Consider the following 16,529-nt stretch of genomic DNA (forward strand, 5'->3'; position numbering starts at 1 on the left):
TTGTGTCTCCTGAAAACGTTCTTAATGAGTGTAAACGCGCGATTGTAACATTACCAGACCACGCTTTGATACCTTGTGAAGTCGATTCCGATAAACAACTTCCTGATGACATTTTTGCACATCCGCATAGAAGTTGCATTCCAATACTGTATATTCATTCAGGTTAATTTGTGTCATAATTAGCCGTTTCAGTTGCAAAAACGCCGTTTGTCCTTCAAACAAATCAGGCTACCGGGAAAGGTGAATGGATAAGATAGAAGTTCGGGGCGCACGTACCCACAATCTAAAAAACATCAACCTCGTCATCCCTCGCGACAAACTGATTGTCGTCACCGGGCTTTCGGGTTCAGGCAAATCCTCTCTGGCTTTTGACACGTTATACGCTGAAGGGCAACGTCGCTACGTCGAGTCCCTCTCCGCCTATGCGCGTCAGTTCCTGTCACTGATGGAAAAGCCGGATGTCGATCATATTGAAGGATTATCGCCAGCGATTTCTATTGAACAGAAATCAACGTCGCATAACCCGCGTTCTACCGTGGGGACGATTACCGAGATCCACGATTACCTGCGTCTGCTATTTGCCCGCGTGGGCGAGCCGCGCTGTCCGGATCACGACGTGCCGCTGGCCGCGCAAACCGTCAGCCAGATGGTCGATAACGTGCTGTCACAGCCTGAGGAAAAGCGGCTGATGCTGCTCGCGCCCATCATTAAAGAGCGTAAGGGCGAGCATACTAAGACCCTGGAAAATCTTGCGAGCCAGGGATATATCCGCGCCAGGATTGACGGCGAGGTCTGCGATCTCTCCGATCCCCCTTCGCTGGAGCTGCAAAAAAAACACACCATTGAAGTCGTGATCGACCGCTTTAAGGTACGTGAAGATCTTGCGCAGCGTCTGGCTGAGTCTTTTGAGACCGCGCTGGAACTCTCCGGCGGGACGGCGATCGTTGCCGATATGGACGATCCAAAAGCGGAAGAACTGCTCTTCTCCGCCAACTTTGCCTGCCCGATTTGCGGCTACAGCATGCGCGAGCTTGAACCGCGCCTGTTCTCGTTTAATAACCCGGCAGGCGCGTGTCCAACCTGTGACGGGCTGGGCGTGCAGCAGTATTTCGATCCCGATCGCGTGCTGCAAAACCCGGAGCTGTCGCTGGCGGGCGGGGCGATCCGCGGCTGGGATCGCCGTAACTTTTACTATTTCCAGATGCTGCGCTCGCTGGCGGAGCATTACAAATTCGACGTCGATGCACCGTGGGGCAGCCTGAGCGCCAGCGTGCATAAGGTCATTCTCTTTGGTTCCGGTAAAGAATCAATTGAATTCAAATACATGAACGATCGCGGCGATACCTCCGTGCGTCGTCATCCGTTTGAAGGCGTGCTGCATAATATGGAGCGTCGCTATAAAGAGACCGAATCCAGCGCGGTGCGCGAGGAGCTGGCAAAGTACATCAGCAACCGTCCGTGCGCCACCTGTGAAGGAACGCGTCTGCGTCGCGAAGCGCGTCACGTGTTTGTTGAAAACACCGCGCTACCGACCATCTCTGATATGAGCATCGGTCATGCCATGGACTTCTTCACTAATCTGAAGCTGTCCGGCCAGCGGGCAAAAATCGCTGAGAAAGTGCTCAAAGAGATTGGCGATCGTCTGAAATTCCTGGTGAACGTCGGCCTGAACTACCTGACGCTTTCACGCTCGGCAGAAACGCTTTCCGGCGGTGAGGCGCAGCGTATTCGTCTGGCAAGCCAGATTGGCGCGGGCCTGGTGGGCGTGATGTACGTGCTGGATGAGCCCTCTATCGGCCTGCACCAGCGCGATAACGAACGTCTGCTGGGGACGCTGGTGCATTTGCGCGATCTTGGCAATACCGTGATTGTGGTCGAGCATGATGAAGACGCAATTCGGGCCGCGGATCACGTGATTGATATCGGCCCCGGCGCGGGGGTTCACGGTGGTCAGGTGGTGGCTGAAGGGCCGCTGGACGCTATCATGGCGGTACCGGAATCGTTAACCGGCCAGTTTATGAGCGGCAAGCGCAAAATCGAGGTGCCGAAGGAGCGGGTAAAAGCCGATCCGGAGAAAGTGCTGCGGTTGACCGGCGCACGCGGCAATAACCTGAAAGACGTTACCCTGACGCTGCCGGTGGGGCTGTTTACCTGCGTGACCGGTGTTTCCGGCTCCGGTAAATCGACCTTAATCAACGATACCCTGTTCCCGATTGCTCAGCGTCAGCTGAACGGTGCCACCATCATCGAACCAGCGCCGTACCGTGATGTACAGGGTCTGGAGCATTTCGATAAAGTTATCGACATCGACCAGAGTCCTATCGGTCGTACGCCGCGCTCTAACCCGGCGACCTACACCGGCGTCTTTACGCCAGTGCGCGAACTGTTTGCCGGCGTGCCGGAATCCCGTTCGCGTGGTTATACGCCAGGACGTTTCAGCTTTAACGTGCGTGGTGGGCGCTGTGAAGCCTGTCAGGGCGATGGTGTCATCAAGGTTGAGATGCACTTCCTGCCGGACATTTATGTGCCGTGCGACCAGTGTAAAGGCAAGCGCTATAACCGTGAAACGCTTGAGGTGAAGTACAAAGGCAAGAGCATTCACGAAGTGCTGGATATGACCATCGAAGAAGCGCGTGAGTTCTTTGATGCCGTACCAGCGCTGGCGCGTAAGCTCCAGACGTTGATTGACGTGGGCCTGTCGTACATTCGTCTCGGTCAGGCGGCAACAACGCTTTCCGGCGGTGAGGCCCAGCGCGTGAAGCTGGCGCGTGAGCTGTCGAAGCGCGGCACCGGGCAGACGCTGTATATCCTTGATGAGCCAACCACCGGTCTGCACTTTGCCGATATTCAGCAACTGCTGGAAGTGCTGCACCAGTTACGTGATCAGGGCAATACCATTGTGGTCATTGAGCACAACCTTGATGTGATCAAGACCGCCGACTGGATTGTCGACCTTGGTCCGGAAGGCGGCAGCGGCGGCGGTGAAATCCTCGTCTCCGGCACGCCGGAAACGGTGGCGGAGTGCGAAGCTTCGCACACCGCGCGCTTCCTCAAACCAATGCTGTAATCGGTTCTCTGCCGCTTCCTGTTACGGGAAGCGGCATCATTTTTCCTCATCTGCCCTCATTTCTCCTCCGTGAGTTTTTATGATTTGCCCCGTCACCCCGGCTGGTATGAGATTGCCGCACCTGTTCACCGCCGGAAACGATCATGCTTTGCTATCACTGGATCACCCGATACGCAGCCGTATGCTGCGCCCTTTTGCTGTCGGCCTGCTCGCTAACCGATAACTATAACGCTCAGGCCCATCAGCAACTGGAAGGGCTGGAAACGTCGTATCTGCACTTTATTGCCGACGCGGCTACCGCACCGCTGGATACAAACCTGATTACCCAGGACGATAGCGAGCTCCGCCAGGGCTTTGATGATGCGCTAATGCTGGCGGCAACGCTCAACGATCCGCTACGGATTGAGAATCTGACCCTGCTGGAAGACAGTTACTTTCGCCTGCATGCGCGGGTAATCCAACAAAACAGCGCGCTGACAGAGGTTCAGGCGAGGCTGTTCACACAGCAGGCCCGGCTGGCATGGCAGCTGGCTATTGAGGGCGAGTGCCTGCGTCCAGGTTCCGCCTGCCATCAGGAGAAATAAATGATGCCATCGCTTAATACGCTTTTAACCACCGCCAAAGAACAGCCTGCGCGCTCAGGCGCAGCGGCCACAGAATTTATCACCCTGCTTAATCTTGCCGCCCACGATGAAGATGCCGGAATACGCGATGCCGGAACGCTGATCGCCCAGGCACTGCGCGAAAAAGCCCGCGGCTGGCTTACCCAGGAGGATCTGATCGTTTTACTGGAGGGTCAGCGCGACATCGCCCGCCTGCGCGCGAATAATGCGGAAATCGCTCTCCGCAGTCGCCTTCAGTCAATTGTCATTCGCCTGCTTGATATCACGCTGGCATCGCTGATTGCCGCTCTCTGAGTCAGCGCGCCAGCAGTTTACGTTTATCTTCCGGTAGCGTTGCGATGGCCTGCTGATAAGAAGCATCGACCAGATAATAAATCTGCGATGCCGGGAGCGTGCCGTCGAGATACACCGTGCTCCAGTGGGCTTTATTAAGGTGCTTGCTGGGCCGCACGTCTTTATGTTCATTACGTAATAGCTCTGCCAGCTCGGGGCTGGTTTTCAGAGAAATCGCCGGGCGGTCTTCCACTATTTTGACCATCGCAAAAAGGACATCTGCGACTTTAATCTGCGTGGCTTTCCAGTCGCTGTGTACGCTCTGTTCCGCGCCGGGTTTTGCCATACAGTATTGTAAGAGTTCCGAATCGGTCATGATTATTCTCCTTGCAGGGTCGCGATAATATGACGCGAACCGCCGTGAATACGATGTTCTCCCAGCCAAATCCCCTGCCAGGTGCCGAGTTGCACGCGCCCATTTTTCACCGGCAGTAGCAGGGAAACGCCCAGCGTTGACGATTTGATATGCGAGGGCATATCGTCTGCCCCTTCATAATCATGTTCATACGCGGCGTTATCGGGGATATTTTTGAGAAAATGCCGTTCCATATCGCGTCGAACGCTCGGATCGCAGTTCTCATTGAGGGTCAGGGAGGCTGAAGTGTGTTGAAGCAGCAGATGCAGCAAGCCGATGTTAACGCGTGACAGTTCTGGAATTTGCCCCAGCACTTCATCCGTTACCAGGTGAAATCCACGCGGCTGCGCGCGTAACGTCAGGGTTTGCTGATACCACATAAGCTGCTCCAGTCAGAAAGATGAACCTCTCTAAGTGTGCAACAAGACGCCAAAAGGTAAACCCCCAGGCGTCTTTTTGTTTAAAAGATCAGCTATTCACATGCACACATTAGTATTCGGAGTTAGCAATCACTTCCTCGCCAAACATGCCAGCCTGTGGCAGCGGTTTATAGGTCGAGTTGGAGGCGCGTAACACCCGGATCGCCCGCGCCCCTGTCTCCTGCGCGGCAGTGATGTCGTTATCAGAATCGCCGTAGAACACGTTGATTTGCTTATCCTGCAACCACTGGGTTTTGGTATTCTGGCCTGCTTTATCGCCTGCGAAAATGACCGGATTCATGTTTGCCGCCGGAATAGAAAAATCGTCCTGCAGCGTTTTTGATACCGTTTCGGTCTGGGTCTGGCTGCGTCCGGTGATGAAATAAATACGGTCGCCGCGTTTAACATGCATAGCAATCAGCCCACGCGCTACCTCTTTTGGAATACTGAACGCATCCCAGCCGTTATTCATTTTTTCCCAGAAAGCCGGATTGTGCAGATAATCGTCGCTGTCTGGCGAGTACGTTTCTTTACCGCGCCAGAAGCCAGGGCTTGAGAACAACACGGTGTCGTCGATATCAAAACCCACGGCCATCGGCGGGCGTCCCGTCAGGCTATTTTCGATTTGCGCCACGGAAACCCAGTGAACAGGGGCTTGTTCAGCGAGTCTGGCAACGTTGGTGCCTGTGTACAGCGGAGAAGGCGTGGAGGCGCGGGCGACGACAGTACCATTGAGTGCCAGCGCCAGGCAGGCGGCACTCAGCGCCGTAAAAATTTTGCGCATGCGTTTCCCTTAAGTATTTATTTTCATTCTATTAACGTGCGCAGTTATTGCGCGCTTTTTCAGACCTTAACCTCAGCGGCAGGCGAAAGAAAGGTTTTTATTGGCATTGGTTGTGCGGGATCAACAGGGAGAGAATGCGCGAAGTCCGGCACGATCTTGCCAGACTTCGCACTCTTACGGGAGGTTAGTAAGTGCTTACATTACTGCAGCGAAGGCCTGTGCCACACGCTGAACGTTGCCTGTATTCAGTCCGGCGACGCACATCCGTCCGCTGGCGATCAGGTAAATACCAAATTCGTCGCGCAAGCGATCAACCTGGGCCGCGCTCAGTCCGGTGTAGCTGAACATGCCGCGCTGTTGCAGCAGGTAATCAAAATTACGTCCCGGCACGGCCTCTTTTAGCACCGTGACCAGCGTCTGACGCATGGCCAGAATTCGCAGGCGCATCTCTTCAACCTCTGCCAGCCAGCGGGCTTTTAACCCGGCGTCACCCAGCACCGTCGCAACCACCTGCGCACCGAAATTCGGCGGGCTGGAGTAGTTGCGGCGCACGGTCGCTTTTAACTGGCCCAGCACGCGAGATGCCGACTCGGCATCGTCACAGACCACCGATAACCCACCGACTCGCTCGCCGTACAGCGAGAAAATCTTGGAAAACGAATTGCTGACCAGCGTGGGCAGTCCGGCGCTGGCAATGGCGCGGATCGCATACGCATCGTCTTCCATACCCGCGCCAAAGCCCTGATAGGCAATATCGAGGAACGGGATCAGTTCGCGGACCTTCAGCACCTCCACTACCGCATCCCACTGATCGTTGGTGAGATCGGACCCGGTGGGGTTATGACAGCACGGATGCAGCAGAACAATGCTCTGCGCAGGCAGCGTATTCAGCGTTTCAATAAGCGCGTCAACGCGAACGCCTTTGGTGGTATCGTCAAACCAGGGATAGGTTTTTACGCTGAATCCGGCACCTTCAAAAATGGCCACGTGATTATCCCAGGTCGGATCGCTGACCCAGACGCCAGAATCCGGAAAGTAGCGTTTCAGGAAATCTGCCCCGACTTTCAGCGCGCCAGAACCGCCGAGCGTCTGAATGGTCGCCACGCGATGCTGCGCCAGTACCGGATGATCGGCACCGAACAGCAGTGGAGCGATGGTGTGACGATAACTATTCAGACCTTCCATCGGCAGATAAAGCGACGCGCCGTGCGGCTGCGCATTGAGTCGCGCCTCGGCTTCCGCCACCGCCTGTAGCTGTGGAATAATGCCATCTTCGTTGTAATAAAGGCCGATGCTGAGATTGACTTTATCGCTGCGGGGATCGTCTTTGAAGCGTTCCATCAGGGAGAGAATCGGGTCGCCAGCGTAGGCGTCAACTTTCTGAAACACGTGGTGGTCTCCAGGTTTACGGTCTGAGTAAATGACACAATAAACCAGCCAGCAAAGAGATAACAGCGTTTAATGCAGCGTCGCCAGATGCGCCAGAATGTGTGCAACCCGCTCAGAAACCGGACCACGAACGCGAATGAACGGCAGCGTTCTGCGCGTCAGTTCCCGCTCATACCACGCCTGCTGCAAACGGCGAAAATCCTCGCCCTGCCGCGTGCCGTCCTGCACAAAATCAAAATCGGCCTCGCACAAAACAATCAATGCGTAATCCCGTTCAGCAAGACGGTGAAGTTCTGGCGGCGCATGGCCAAACTGATGAAGCGTATAAAACAAGGTCGTCAGCGGGGACGTGTCACAGACCAGATACGGCATCGGCGGCGCGGCTTCTTCGCGCTGCACCTGGGTACGGGCGATATGCAGGAGGTCGTGATAGCCTAACTCACCCTGCTTCTGCTCCCAGTATTCACGGCCAAACTCGGCGACAAAAGGAGTATTCAGCGCCTCTGCCAGCGCTTTTGAGAGCGTACTTTTACCGGTGGACTCTCCGCCCAGCAGGCAAATGCGGAAAACAAAATCACGGTAGACGTCATCTGCCAGCATCGCCCGGTAACGATTAACGTCGGCGCGGATCAGCGTCCCGGACGGCGCGTCAGGCTCCGCACCGCGCTGTAACCTGACGTGCGTAACCGGCTGGTTAAAACGTTCGCTGAGCACCGCCGCAAAGCCGTCGCCATAATCTTCGCCGCTGAATACCGCCTGCGGGCGCTGCTGAAAAACCTGCTCGCACACCGTGGCAACATAGTGTCGATGGCTGTCCGCACTATCCTCGTTATGAGGGAGCGCAGGAAGATGCCACGCCTTCGCCCGTTCAGGCGTCAGCACAATTGACCGACACTGAGGAAACCGCTGTTGCAGCCAGCGCTGCCGCTTTTCCGGCTCACAGCCCGGCAGTTCAGGCACTGAATAACTGAGTAGTAGTACCGTGTCGCACTGCGCCAGCGCGGCGTTAATCAACCGCTCATGACCGCAGTGCAGCGGCGCAAACTTGCCGACAATAAGACCAGTGGCAAAGCGCTTCATTGCTTTCTCAACTCTTTGCGCCATTTCCACAAGCCGTGCCAGGCGTTAAACCAGAAAATCAGATACAGCCCCGCCGTCAGGGACAATCCACGATATGCATACAACGGGACTGCCAGCGTGTTCACGGCAAGCCAGACGTACCAGTTTTCCAGACGCCGGCCCATCAGCATAAACTGCGCCAGCACGCTAAACGTCAGGATTAAGGAATCCAGCCACGGCGACCAGGCGTTAGTGAAGGTATGCAGCAAAAGACCGTATCCTGTGGCGACGAGAACAGCACCGCAGAACAGCAGGAAAAGATGGCCGATATGTGTCTTCCTGATGGGAAGCACCTTGCCGTGCTGGCCTTTAAGCCAGTGTAGCCAGCCGGTAAAACTGGTGACGATGAAAAAGACCTGTAGCGTGACATCGGCATAGAGTTGCACCGACCAGAATACCCAGCCATAAAGCATGCTACCGATAATGCCGGTCCACCAGGTATGAACGCTATTACGCGCCGCCAGCCAGACTGAAATGGCATAGCTGAGGCAGGCGGCGATTTCCGGTATGGACATTTTCCCTCCCTGGAAAGCCAGGATTAATCGATGTACTGCATTGCCACCCGCGACGTCAGCCGCGTAATAAGTTCGTAAGCACTTACTTTCGTAATCTCAGCAATTCGCTCAACGGGTAGTCCTTCGCCCCACATAATGACGGGATCTCCCGCCCGATCGGCGGCGTCCGGCCCCAAATCAACGCAGATCATGTCCATCGCCACGCGCCCGACAATCGGCACTTCACGACCGTTGACCAGCACCGGCGTGCCGGATGGGGCGGCGCGTGGATACCCGTCGCCGTATCCCATCGCCACCACGCCCAGACGAGTATCGCGCTCGCTTACCCAGGTGCCGCCGTAGCCCACCGGCTCACCGGCATTATGCTCACGCACGGCGATCAGACTGGAGGTGAGTGACATGACCGGCTGGAAGCCAAAATCCGGGCCCCAGGGTTTTTGCTCCAGCGGCGAAACGCCGTAGAGGATAATGCCCGGCCGCACCCAGTCAAAATGCGACTGCGGCCACAGCAGAATGCCGCCCGAAGCGGCGATAGAGCGCTGTCCTGGTTTGCCTTCGCAGAACGTATTAAAGATATCGAGCTGCCGCTCTGTGGCCCCACACTCAGGCTCATCGGCACGGGCAAAATGACTGACGATATTCACCGGCTGGCGCACATTTTTGCACTGCGTCAGACGCTGATAAAACGCCTCCGCCTCTTCCGGACGCACGCCGAGGCGGTGCATACCAGTATCCAGCTTCATCCATACGGTAACCGGTTCGCTCAGATCGGCGCTTTCCAGCGCCTCAAGCTGTTCGGGATTATGTACGGCAGTGTGAAGATGCTGTGCGGCGATGGTCGGCAGATCGGCGGCATTGAAAAAGCCTTCAAGCAACAGGATGGGCTGAGTAATACCACCCTCGCGCAGTCGTAAAGCTTCTTCAAGTCGGGCGACGCCGAAAGCGTCAGCGTCGGGGAGCGTTCGCGCGGTCTCCAGGAGACCGTGTCCGTAGGCGTTCGCTTTCACCACCGCAACAAGCTTGCTGGCGGGAGCCAGTTCGCGCAGGCGTTGCAGGTTGTGTCGCAGAGCGCGGCGGTTAATAACTACAGTTGCCGCTTGCATGTGTGTTCCTTGATAAGTGTTTGCTTTTACTGGCTGAATTATTCGTCGTCGTACTGTGGTCCGGCGTAGTTATCAAAACGCGACCACTGGCCGTTGAAGGTCAGACGCACTGTACCGATGGGGCCGTTACGCTGTTTACCGATAATGATTTCGGCGATGCCTTTAAGATCGCTGTTCTCGTGATACACCTCGTCACGATAGATAAACATGATTAAGTCGGCGTCCTGCTCGATTGAGCCGGATTCACGAAGATCGGAGTTCACCGGGCGTTTATCGGCGCGCTGCTCCAGCGAGCGGTTAAGCTGCGACAGCGCCACTACCGGCACCTGCAACTCTTTCGCCAGCGCCTTCAGCGAGCGGGAGATTTCGGCGATCTCCAGCGTACGGTTATCGGACAGCGACGGCACGCGCATCAACTGGAGGTAGTCGATCATGATCAGGCTCAGCCCGTCATGCTCGCGGAAAATACGCCGCGCGCGGGAGCGGACTTCCGTTGGCGTCAGGCCGGAGGAGTCGTCGATGTACATATTGCGTTTTTCCAGCAGGATGCCCATCGTGCCGGAGATCCGCGCCCAGTCTTCATCGTCAAGCTGGCCGGTACGAATACGGGTCTGATCGACGCGGGAGAGCGACGCCAGCATACGCATCATGATCTGCTCGCCGGGCATCTCCAGACTGAAGATCAGCACCGGTTTATCCTGTAACATCGCTGCGTTTTCGCAGAGGTTCATCGCAAAGGTGGTTTTCCCCATCGACGGACGCGCTGCCACGATGATCAAATCCGAGCGTTGCAGACCGGCGGTTTTCTTATTCAGATCCTGATAACCGGTATCCACTCCGGTAACGCCGTCGTGCGGCTGCTGGAACAGGGTCTCAATACGCGCCACGGTGGCGTCGAGGATCTGATCGATACTCTTCGGGCCTTCGTCTTTATTCGCGCGGTTCTCGGCGATCTGGAAAACGCGGGATTCGGCGAGATCCAGCAGTTCATCGCTGCTGCGGCCCTGCGGATCGTAACCCGCATCGGCAATCTCATTGGCTACCGAAATCATATCGCGGACGACGGCGCGTTCGCGCACGATATCGGCATAAGCACTAATGTTCGCCGCACTTGGCGTATTTTTTGATAGTTCCGCCAGGTAGGCAAAGCCGCCAACGCTGTCCAGTTGTCCCTGTTGTTCAAGCGATTCTGCGAGGGTGATCAGGTCGATGGGTTTGCCCATCTCCTGCAAACGCCCCATTTCGGTAAAAATATGCCGGTGCGGCCGGGTATAAAAGTCGTCAGACACTACACGTTCGGCGACATCGTCCCAGCGTTCGTTATCCAGCATTAAACCGCCCAACACCGACTGTTCCGCTTCAATCGAGTGCGGTGGCATTTTCAGCCCGGCGACCTGCGGGTCGCGAGGTTCAGTCTGTTTGTTGAAGGGTTTATTTCCTGCCATAGTGAATGGAGTTACCGAGATGATGAATGGGTCGAAAGATTATCACATTGTTCAGGAGGAAGCATGGCAACACGTATCGAATTTAACAAGCATGGCGGGCCGGAAGTGTTGCAGGCGGTGGAATTCACGCCCACCGATCCGGCCGAAAATGAGATTCAGGTAGAGAATAAAGCGATTGGCATCAACTACATCGATACTTATATTCGCAGCGGGCTGTATCCGCCCCCGTCATTGCCCAGCGGATTAGGTACCGAGGCGGCAGGCGTAGTAAGCAAAGTCGGCAGCGGCGTAACCGATATCAAGCCCGGCGACCGGGTGGTGTATGCGCAGTCCGCACTCGGCGCTTACAGCTCAGTACACAACGTACCGGCTGATAAAGCGGCAATTTTGCCGGATGCCATCTCCTTTGAACAGGCGGCCGCCTCGTTCCTTAAAGGGCTGACGGTGTTCTATTTACTGCGTAAAACTTATGAAATTAAACCGGATGAGGTGTTTTTGTTCCACGCTGCTGCCGGGGGCGTCGGGCTAATTGCCTGTCAGTGGGCGAAAGCGCTGGGTGCGAAGCTTATCGGCACGGTCGGTTCTGCAGAAAAAGCGCAGCGTGCGAAACAGGCGGGCGCGTGGCAGGTGATTAACTACCGCGAAGAGAATCTGGTGGAGCGGGTAAAAGAGATCACCGGCGGTAAAAAAGTGCGTGTGGTATACGATTCGGTAGGTAAAGATACCTGGGAATCCTCGCTGGATTGCCTGCAACGCCACGGACTGATGGTAAGTTTTGGTAACTCTTCAGGCCCGGTCACCGGCGTTAATCTTGGCATTCTGAATCAGAAAGGTTCATTGTTCGCGACGCGCCCTTCCCTTCAGGGCTACATCACTAATCGCGAGGAACTGACCGAAGCCAGCAACGAACTGTTTTCGCTTATCGCCAGCGGCGTGATTAAAGTGGACGTGGCTGAAGCGCAAAAATTTGCGCTGAACGAGGCGCAAAAAGCGCATGAAACGCTGGAAAGCCGGGCAACGCAGGGATCAAGCCTGCTGATCCCCTAGAAAAGTTTAGGGCTTCCACCCGGGAAGCCCTTACTTTTTTAGTTCGGCCGTATGTAGGGTACAGCGCGATGAATTCGTTAGACGGAGAATAGTGACAGATTTGCTAAGCAAAGCCTATGTGATTCTAAGCAAAAGTGCCGGGGTTGTGATCCTCTGCACATTCCTCAGTAACGTGAGCGTTTATTGCACTGATATTGCGGTACTTTTGGCGCTTTTATCACCCGAATAACCCATACCACCGCGACCGCCAGCAACAGCCATGGCAATAACTTGATGACCAGCGCAAACAGGCCGCCAACAAACATTAGCGCCGTCGCCACAAACAGCGCGGCGATGATGCCCAGCAGTGATACGCCTGTCATCAGCAGCACAACAAAAAATCCGATAACAAAAAGTAGTTCCAGCATGACGATTTCTCCGAAATATGCCTGATGCAGAAACACTTACAAAAATCGTGCCAAAATTAACTTATTGATTCGCAATAAAAAATTCCCCGCTTACGATAGCGAGGCGTGGTGAAATTGACCAGATTGTAGTGAAGATTAGCGTTTATCCGCCACCAGCTTCAGTGCCTGCTCGAGCACTTCAATATCGGCTCCCGCCTTGTGCGCATTTTCACTCAGATAGCGACGCCACTGACGCGCGCCGGGGATGCCCTGAAACAGACCCAGCATATGCCGTGAGATATGCCCAAGGTAGGTTCCCTGACTCAGCTCGCGTTCGATGTACGGGTACATGGCGCGGACTATCGCCACCGGATCGGCATCAGCCCCCGTGGCGTTAAAGATTTCCCGATCCACCGACGCCAGAATTCCCGGGTTCTGATACGCCTCGCGCCCGACCATCACGCCATCCATATGCTGAAGGTGCGCTTTGGCTTCTTCCAGCGATTTAATACCGCCATTGATCGCCATAGTTAAATGCGGGAAGTCGCGCTTAAGTTGATAAACGCGCGGGTAATCCAGCGGTGGGATTTCGCGGTTTTCTTTCGGGCTCAGACCAGAGAGCCAGGCTTTACGCGCGTGGATGATAAACATCTCGCATTCGCCCTTGCCGGAAACGGTATCAATAAACTGGCACAGGAATTCATAACTGTCCCGATCGTCGATGCCAATGCGCGTTTTCACCGTCACCGGAATGGAAACCACATCGCGCATCGCCTTAATACAATCCGCGACCAGCGCAGCGTTGCCCATCAGGCAGGCACCAAACATGCCGTTTTGCACGCGGTCTGAAGGGCAACCCACGTTGAGGTTGATTTCATCATAGCCACGCGCTTCTGCCAGTTTAGCGCACTGCGCCAGCGCCGCCGGATCGCTGCCGCCAAGCTGGAGCGCGACCGGGTGCTCTTCTTCGCTATAGGCCAGATAATCGCCTTTGCCGTGAATAATCGCCCCTGTCGTGACCATTTCCGTATACAGCAGCGTATGGCGGGAAAGCAGACGCAGGAAATAGCGGCAGTGCCTGTCCGTCCAGTCGAGCATCGGCGCGATGGAGAAGCGGTGGGCGGGGAAAGAAGCGTTGGCAATGCCAGGATTTGGATTCAGGTGCATTTTTGACGTCATTGGCAGAATTAGATAACCCTGAGCAGAGAAAAACCTCTCTGTGTTACAGGTCGAGCCGTCTACTATAACATAGAGAAAAGGTATCGCGCTGACAGCATTGCGCGCTGCAGGTTCAACATGGAATTAAATAGTTTTAAGCTGGTTAATAATAAAAGGATTCATTTCCAGCAAAAGCAGAAGCTTTCTCGGCGCGCCTGTTGGCTGACGACGCTTAGTTTCCCAGCTTTTTACCAAATCGTAACTTACGCCAACCGCCATCGCAAAATCCTGCTGCTTTAAACCCGTTGCTTCACGTATCGCTTTGACATCAATAGCACTAAAGGTATGAACGTGTTCCGGTGCTGGCGTTTGTTCACCTTTTTCAATTCTTACCATCTCTTCTGCACTCGCCAGCAGCTCGGCAAATAATTCGTCTTTCATCTGTTCCTCATCGCCCTGTTGACGCATCACCGGCCCTATTGCCCTATGAGAAGTTACAGAACCTCAGCATTATACGAGCATGTCGGATAATTGCTTCAGCGCTCTTTTTTGATCTTCTGATAAATCATCTTGCTCATTTTTGGGATATATCAGGGCCAGATAAATCCGCCCTTTGCGCGTCACAGTATAATAAATTACCCGTACTCCGCCGCGTTTACCCATTCCGGGGCGACTCCAGCGGATTTTGCGAAAACCGCCCGTCCCGGCAATGACATCTCCGGTTTCAGGATCTTCAATCAGTAGCTCCTGAAACACACGGAACTCATCATCCGGTAAAAAAGCTTGCCGCCGCTTACTGAACCCGTGAAGCTCAATAAAAGTAAACATCCCTGTTCCTGCACTATTATAACTTTAACGCTATTTTACATGTACCCCGTACATACATCAAACGTTTTAGTGTACTGGGTACATAAATTATGTTTTCACTTTACAGCATGCTGCTCGTACAAGACTATCATGACCCGCCCTTAAGAGTGAGACAGCCACATAAAACGCCTTCATTTCTGACTTTCAGCAGAACATGATAAAATAGGCTTTTGCCCCCTACCCGAGGACGCTATGGACAAGACCACTTCGCAGGAGATGTTAGCGCAAGCTGAAAAGCTGTGCGTGCAACGCAATGTGCGCCTGACTCCGCAGCGCCTTGAAGTGTTGCGATTAATGAGCCTGCAACAAGGTGCAATCAGCGCCTACGATTTGCTCGACTTGCTGCGCGACAAAGAACCGCAGGCCAAGCCGCCGACGGTATACCGTGCGCTGGAATTTCTGCTCGAGCAGGGTTTTGTCCACAAGGTAGAATCAACCAACAGCTACGTGCTGTGCCACCTCTTCGACCACAACCATACGTCGGCGATGTTTATCTGCGACCGCTGCGGCGTCGTGAAAGAGGAAGGTGCCGATGGCGTGGAAGATATTATGCATGCCCTGGCAGCACGGATGGGATTTGCTTTACGCCACAACGTGATTGAAGCGCACGGGTTATGTGCAGACTGTGCAGAGGTTGAAGCCTGCCGTCATCCTGGCGACTGCCACCACGATCACAGTATTCAGAGTAAGAAAAAGCCGCGCTAGTGTCAGCACGGCTCTTTGTGGGGTGGTACCTCCATGTACCTTCGGGTAGGATCTTCTCAGCCGTTAGCTGAGGTTACAACTACCAGCGGTAATCGTGACGGGTTTCCCAGTCTTTCACTTCGGTTTCCGCCTGATCTTTCTGGTAACCGTAACGCTCCTGGATTTTACCTACCAGCTGGTCACGTTTACCTTCGATGACGGTCATATCGTCATCGGTCAGTTTGCCCCATTGTTCTTTCGCTTTACCTTTGAACTGTTTCCAGTTACCGCCGACTTCGTCTTTATTCATAATTATGTCCTCATTGTTGGGGTACAAATCATTTGAATTCTGTCGTCCAGATTGCATGTCTTTTCTGCTGAACGTAAGAATAAGTGTAGATGAGGATGCTGCACCCTGCGGAGAATTAAGAATATTTAACCCTGAGAAGCGCTACCACTAAGAGAGGGTCTGGCAAAAGGAAGGAACTCTGCGGCACCGACAGCACCGCAGAAATCAGAACAAATTTACAGCCACTCGCCGTTGCGGATCACGCCAACAGCCAGTCCTTCAATAGAGAAGTTTTGCTTACGCAAGTCAACCACGATAGGTGAAAACTCATTATTCTCAGGCAGCAGTTCAACAACATTGCCCTGTTTCTTCAGACGCTTAACAGTCACTTCTTCGTCAATACGCGCGACGACAACCTGGCCGTTACGTACATCCTGCGTTTTATGCACTGCCAGCAAATCGCCGTCCATAATACCGATGTCTTTCATCGACATACCGCTAACGCGCAGCAGAAAATCGGCGTTGGGTTTAAACAGCGACGGGTCGACCTGATAGTGACTTTCAATATGCTGCTGTGCCAGAAGCGGCTCGCCAGCGGCAACGCGGCCAATAAGAGGAATGCCTTCTTCTTCCTGCATTAGCAGGCGAATACCACGCGATGCGCCGGTGACAATCTCAATCACCCCTTTACGCGCCAGCGCTTTAAGATGTTCTTCAGCCGCATTTGGGGAACGGAACCCCAAACGTTGCGCAATTTCCGCACGCGTCGGTGGCATGCCTGTCTGGCTGATGTGATCCCGAATGAGATCGAACACCTCTTGCTGCCTGGCCGTTAACGCTTTCATTCCGCCCCCTGGGTGTATATACAGTTATGCTGTGAGTATATACAGTTAACGGCGATTTTGGAACCACCAATGGCACGAAAAATAAGAGACTTTTTTACTTT

19 protein-coding genes are annotated in these 16,529 nt (G+C 54.4%); 5 read left to right on the forward strand and 14 right to left on the reverse strand.

All coding sequences use genetic code 11. From position 1 onward, the window contains the following. The first annotated feature begins 244 nt into the window (after positions 1-244). The 3 genes from uvrA (at position 245) to P0H77_RS21085 (ending at position 3,984) form a co-directional block, all read left to right on the forward strand. Positions 245-3,067, forward strand: coding sequence for an excinuclease ABC subunit UvrA (uvrA, locus tag P0H77_RS21075; RefSeq protein WP_276159119.1), 2,823 nt, complete (start codon positions 245-247; stop codon positions 3,065-3,067). A 143-nt stretch (positions 3,068-3,210) separates the two neighbouring features. Then, positions 3,211-3,651, forward strand: coding sequence for a hypothetical protein (locus P0H77_RS21080; protein ID WP_276159120.1), 441 nt, complete (start codon positions 3,211-3,213; stop codon positions 3,649-3,651). A gap of 3 nt (positions 3,652-3,654) precedes the next feature. Beyond that, positions 3,655-3,984: a hypothetical protein gene (locus P0H77_RS21085; protein WP_276165192.1), complete on the forward strand. Its 330-nt coding sequence runs from the start codon at positions 3,655-3,657 to the stop codon at positions 3,982-3,984. Position 3,985: 1 nt separating this feature from the next. Here P0H77_RS21085 and P0H77_RS21090 read toward each other — a convergent pair whose 3' ends face one another. The 8 genes from P0H77_RS21090 to dnaB form a co-directional block, all read right to left on the reverse strand. Beyond that, positions 3,986-4,339 (reverse strand): MmcQ/YjbR family DNA-binding protein, encoded by a 354-nt coding sequence (locus tag P0H77_RS21090; RefSeq protein WP_276159121.1) that lies wholly within the window; start codon positions 4,337-4,339, stop codon positions 3,986-3,988. Between the two features lie 2 nt (positions 4,340-4,341). Beyond that, positions 4,342-4,758 (reverse strand): secondary thiamine-phosphate synthase enzyme YjbQ, encoded by a 417-nt coding sequence (locus P0H77_RS21095; RefSeq protein WP_276159122.1) that lies wholly within the window; start codon positions 4,756-4,758, stop codon positions 4,342-4,344. Positions 4,759-4,867: 109 nt separating this feature from the next. Continuing rightward, the gene (aphA, locus tag P0H77_RS21100; protein WP_276159123.1) at positions 4,868-5,581 is read right to left on the reverse strand and encodes an acid phosphatase AphA; all 714 of its coding nucleotides are present in this window, start codon (positions 5,579-5,581) and stop codon (positions 4,868-4,870) included. A gap of 195 nt (positions 5,582-5,776) precedes the next feature. After that, complete coding sequence (tyrB, locus tag P0H77_RS21105; RefSeq protein ID WP_276159124.1) at positions 5,777-6,970, reverse strand: aromatic amino acid transaminase; 1,194 nt, start codon at positions 6,968-6,970, stop codon at positions 5,777-5,779. A gap of 69 nt (positions 6,971-7,039) precedes the next feature. After that, on the reverse strand, positions 7,040-8,050 hold the full coding sequence (locus P0H77_RS21110; protein ID WP_276165193.1) for an AAA family ATPase: 1,011 nt from the start codon (positions 8,048-8,050) through the stop codon (positions 7,040-7,042). Next, positions 8,047-8,604, reverse strand: a complete 558-nt coding sequence (gene pnuC, locus P0H77_RS21115; RefSeq protein ID WP_276159125.1) for a nicotinamide riboside transporter PnuC — start codon at positions 8,602-8,604, stop codon at positions 8,047-8,049. Before pnuC ends, P0H77_RS21110 begins: the two co-directional genes overlap by 4 nt. 23 nt (positions 8,605-8,627) lie before the next feature. Then, positions 8,628-9,707, reverse strand: a complete 1,080-nt coding sequence (gene alr / locus P0H77_RS21120) for an alanine racemase (protein ID WP_276159126.1) — start codon at positions 9,705-9,707, stop codon at positions 8,628-8,630. A 38-nt stretch (positions 9,708-9,745) separates the two neighbouring features. Further along, on the reverse strand, positions 9,746-11,152 hold the full coding sequence (gene dnaB, locus P0H77_RS21125) for a replicative DNA helicase (RefSeq protein ID WP_176920893.1): 1,407 nt from the start codon (positions 11,150-11,152) through the stop codon (positions 9,746-9,748). Between the two features lie 63 nt (positions 11,153-11,215). On the opposite strand from dnaB, the gene P0H77_RS21130 reads away from it, so the two are divergent. Then, positions 11,216-12,199 (forward strand): quinone oxidoreductase, encoded by a 984-nt coding sequence (locus P0H77_RS21130; protein WP_276159127.1) that lies wholly within the window; start codon positions 11,216-11,218, stop codon positions 12,197-12,199. Between the two features lie 164 nt (positions 12,200-12,363). Here the strand turns inward: P0H77_RS21130 and pspG are convergent, their stop codons facing one another. From pspG to P0H77_RS21150, 4 genes are all read right to left on the reverse strand, one after another. Further along, positions 12,364-12,606: an envelope stress response protein PspG gene (pspG, locus tag P0H77_RS21135; protein ID WP_276159128.1), complete on the reverse strand. Its 243-nt coding sequence runs from the start codon at positions 12,604-12,606 to the stop codon at positions 12,364-12,366. 135 nt (positions 12,607-12,741) lie between these two features. Then, positions 12,742-13,752 carry a tRNA dihydrouridine(20/20a) synthase DusA gene (gene dusA / locus P0H77_RS21140; protein WP_276159129.1) on the reverse strand — a complete coding sequence of 337 codons (1,011 nt, stop codon included), beginning with the start codon at positions 13,750-13,752 and terminating at the stop codon, positions 12,742-12,744. 135 nt (positions 13,753-13,887) lie between these two features. Then, positions 13,888-14,184 (reverse strand): NadS family protein, encoded by a 297-nt coding sequence (gene nadS / locus P0H77_RS21145; protein WP_276159130.1) that lies wholly within the window; start codon positions 14,182-14,184, stop codon positions 13,888-13,890. Positions 14,185-14,253: 69 nt separating this feature from the next. Then, positions 14,254-14,571, reverse strand: coding sequence for a type II toxin-antitoxin system RelE/ParE family toxin (locus tag P0H77_RS21150; RefSeq protein ID WP_276159131.1), 318 nt, complete (start codon positions 14,569-14,571; stop codon positions 14,254-14,256). A 231-nt stretch (positions 14,572-14,802) separates the two neighbouring features. On the opposite strand from P0H77_RS21150, the gene zur reads away from it, so the two are divergent. Further along, entirely contained in the window at positions 14,803-15,315 is a 513-nt protein-coding gene (gene zur / locus P0H77_RS21155; RefSeq protein WP_276159132.1) for a zinc uptake transcriptional repressor Zur, read from the forward strand. A 79-nt stretch (positions 15,316-15,394) separates the two neighbouring features. Here the strand turns inward: zur and P0H77_RS21160 are convergent, their stop codons facing one another. Together P0H77_RS21160 and lexA are read right to left on the reverse strand one after the other, a co-directional pair. Then, complete coding sequence (locus P0H77_RS21160; RefSeq protein ID WP_176920900.1) at positions 15,395-15,604, reverse strand: CsbD family protein; 210 nt, start codon at positions 15,602-15,604, stop codon at positions 15,395-15,397. Positions 15,605-15,819: 215 nt separating this feature from the next. Continuing rightward, on the reverse strand, positions 15,820-16,428 hold the full coding sequence (gene lexA, locus P0H77_RS21165; protein WP_276159133.1) for a transcriptional repressor LexA: 609 nt from the start codon (positions 16,426-16,428) through the stop codon (positions 15,820-15,822). Positions 16,429-16,529 lie beyond the last annotated feature (101 nt).

The sequence above is a fragment of the Superficieibacter sp. HKU1 genome, assembly GCF_029319185.1.
Lineage (GTDB): Bacteria > Pseudomonadota > Gammaproteobacteria > Enterobacterales > Enterobacteriaceae > Superficieibacter.